4 protein-coding genes are annotated in these 3343 nt (G+C 33.4%); all 4 read left to right on the top strand.

The window, feature by feature from the left end:
* Positions 1-432: TOBE domain-containing protein (locus B2S90_RS03440; protein ID WP_286696542.1), on the top strand; the 432-nt coding region annotated here is incomplete at its 5' end.
* On the top strand, positions 432-1301 hold the full coding sequence (locus tag B2S90_RS03435; RefSeq protein WP_055289174.1) for an ABC transporter permease: 870 nt from the start codon (positions 432-434) through the stop codon (positions 1299-1301). The genes B2S90_RS03440 and B2S90_RS03435, both read left to right, overlap by 1 nt.
* Positions 1276-2082: an ABC transporter permease gene (locus tag B2S90_RS03430; RefSeq protein WP_147556518.1), complete on the top strand. Its 807-nt coding sequence runs from the start codon at positions 1276-1278 to the stop codon at positions 2080-2082. The genes B2S90_RS03435 and B2S90_RS03430 overlap by 26 nt, the downstream gene beginning before the upstream one ends.
* Complete coding sequence (locus B2S90_RS03425; protein WP_055235203.1) at positions 2066-3112, top strand: ABC transporter substrate-binding protein; 1047 nt, start codon at positions 2066-2068, stop codon at positions 3110-3112. Before B2S90_RS03430 ends, B2S90_RS03425 begins: the two co-directional genes overlap by 17 nt.
* Positions 3113-3343 lie beyond the last annotated feature (231 nt).

Below are 3343 nucleotides of genomic sequence, written 5' to 3'. Positions count from 1 at the left end.
ATTGTTGTTATGAATGAAGGCATGATTCAACAGATTGGATCACCTATAGATATTTATAATGAACCAGAAAATAGATTTGTTGCCAACTTCATTGGTGAATCTAATATTGTAGAAGGTCATTTCATTAAGGACTATCTTGTAGAATGGCATGGTCAGCAGTTTGAATGTGTAGATAAAGGATTTGAAGAAGGTCAGGAAGTAGATATTGTATTACGTCCTGAAGACTTAGATATTGTAGAACCAGGTAGAGGTAAAATTGCAGGTGAAGTCGTATCTGTTATCTTTAAAGGGGTACATTATGAAATCATGGTACGTACAGAAAATCAGGACTATAAGATTCATACAACAGATTTAACAGAAGTAGGAAAGAAAGTAGATTTAGATTTCTGGCCTGAAGATATTCATGTCATGGAACCAATGGGTACTTATTAATGAAACAGTATAAAAAACTTATTACTCCTTATGTCCTATTTCTATTCCTGTTAACTGTATTGCCGATGGTGTTGATTGTATTCTATGCTTTTACACAAAGGGCATCTGCAATCAAGACTTTTGAATTTACATTCGCTAACTTTGCGAAATTCTTTGATCCAATCTTTGTCCAGGTACTGATTAAATCATTTGGGCTTGGATTACTTACTACATTTATCTGTTTATTGATTGGTTATCCAGTGGCTTTTATGATTTCTAAGTGTAAACAGCATACTCAGACTATTCTTATTATGCTTATTACTATTCCGACATGGATCAACCTTTTAATGCGTACTTATGCATGGGTTTCTATTTTATCTAGAAATGGTATCTTAAATAACATCCTAGGAATGCTAGGATTGGGATCATTTAGAATGTTATATACTGATGGAGCAGTTGCAATTGGGATGATTTATAACTTCCTCCCATTTATGATTCTACCAATCCATACATCTTTAACTAACATGGATCCTTCACTTGTAGAAGCAGCTTATGACCTAGGTGCAAATAAAATTACGGCCTTCTTTAAAATTACTTTTAAACTTTCACTAGGAGGCGTTTTAACTGGTATTACAATGGTATTCTTACCAGCTATCAGTGAATTCGTTATTCCGAAGATGTTAGGTGGAGGACAGTATTCATTGATTGGTAACTTCATTGAAAACCAGTTCATCACTGTAGGTAACTGGCATTTCGGTAGTGCTGTATCACTCATCTTAGGTGTGATTGTCATTATTTCTATGGCACTTATCTATCGTGCTGAAAAGAAGACAAATAATGAAATTGAACAGGGAGGACTTACTAATGCGAAAAGAAAAAAAGCTCAGTAAAGTGATTATTATTTCACTATGTATGGTCTTCCTCTATTTCCCGATATTTATTATGGCAGTTTTCTCATTTAATAGCGCGAAGTCTTTATCACATTTTGGTGGTTTCTCAGGACGCTGGTATGTACAGTTATTTAATAACACACAGCTATTAAATGCTATCTTTGTATCAGTTAGTATAGCAGTCATTGCGACTATCTGTTCAGTTGTTTTAGGGACAATCACTGCCATTGCATTATCTAAATCTAAAAAGACTATCAGAACACTTGTACAGCAGGTGAACAATCTGCCAATCATGAATCCTGAAATCGTTACAGCTATTTCTTTGATGTTATTATTTAGTTTTGTGAATTTTGAAAAGGGTTATATGACAATGTTACTTGCTCATATTGCATTCTGTACACCATATGTTATTACAAATGTTTATCCTAAAGTAAAGCAGTTAGATGATAATCTAGCAGATGCGGCAATGGATTTAGGAGCAACACCTTTCCAGACATTGACAAAGGTGATTATTCCTCAAATCAAGCCTGGTATCTTTGCAGGAGCACTTTTATCATTTACTATGAGTTTTGATGATTTCATCATTTCATACTTTGTATCTGGTAATGGTGTAGAAAATATTTCTATCGTCGTATATAACATGTCTAAACGTGTTGATCCAAGTATATATGCATTATCTACAGTTATTCTAGTCGTTATTTTAATTGGGGTATTATTAGGCACTTTTGTACCATATATTTATTTGAAGAAGAGAGGGGTAAAAAATGAAAAAGCTATTTAAAGGTTTACTTTGCGTTGCAGTTATCTGTGGCCTAATGACTGGTTGTGGGTCAAAAAACTATAAACACACATTGAAAGTATTCAACTGGGGTGTATACGCTGATATGGACGTTATTAAGGCATTCCAGGATGAATATGACTGTAAGGTTATTTATGAAACATTTGATTCAAACGAATCAATGTATACTAAATTATTAGGTGGTAACCAGTATGATGTATTAGTACCATCAGATTATATGATTGAACGTATGATCAAGGAAAATCTTTTAAAGAAGATTGACTGGTCTAAGATTACTAATAAGAAATCATTAGATACTAAAGTATTAAACCAGCAATTCGATCCTAACAACGAATACTGGGTACCTTATTTCTGTGGTAACGTAGGTATCGTTTATGATAAAACACAGGTTAAAAAAGAAGATTTAAAAGCAGGTTGGGAAATCCTACGTAATACTAAGTACAAGGGTAACCTTTATATGTATGACTCTGAAAGAGACTCTATGATGGTTGCTTTAAAGGCTTTAGGATACTCTATGAACACAACTAATGAAAAAGAAATCCAGGCTGCTTTCAATTGGTTGGTAGAACAGAGAAAGACTATGGATCCTACATATGCAACAGATGACTCTATCGATAACATGAAGAATGGTGAAAAAGCACTTTGTGTTATGTATTCAGGTGATGCAGCGGATGTAATGAAAGAAAACCCAGATATGGGCTTCTATATGCCAGAAGAAGGGACTAACTATTGGTTTGATGGATTTGTTATCTCTAAGGGTTGTAAGAACACAGATATGGCCAATAAATTCATTAACTATATGATTTCTGATAAGAACGCTTTCTTAAATACACAGGAAGTAGGCTATTTAACTACTAATACTGTAGCAGCAGCAAAAGCTAGAAAGAAAGAATTCAAGAACAACAATGCTTATAGCATGCGTGTTGGACCAAAAGATGAATGTTTCAACTATCAGGATACAAAGACTAAAGAAATGTTTAGTAACTACTGGACAAAAGTTAAAGCAAAATAACAATATTTATGGTGATTCTAGTTTCTAGAATCACCATTTATCTTTCTTTGTAAGCATTTTCTCAGGAGTACTGATAAAAAAACATAATTTTTTGATTAAAAAAACCTTGTGTTTATCAAGTTAAATGTAAACACTTAGAAAAAAGTTCTAAAAACCCCTTGCATTATCTCAAAATACATAGTATAGTATACAAGCAATCTCGATTGCGACGGTTCCATAGCCAAGTTGGTA

Source organism: Catenibacterium sp. UBA627, from assembly GCF_002299355.1.
Lineage (GTDB): Bacteria > Bacillota_I > Bacilli_A > Erysipelotrichales > Coprobacillaceae > Catenibacterium > Catenibacterium mitsuoka.
Note: the sequence above shows the minus strand (reverse complement) of the source record. Positions and strands in the feature narration are given on the sequence as shown.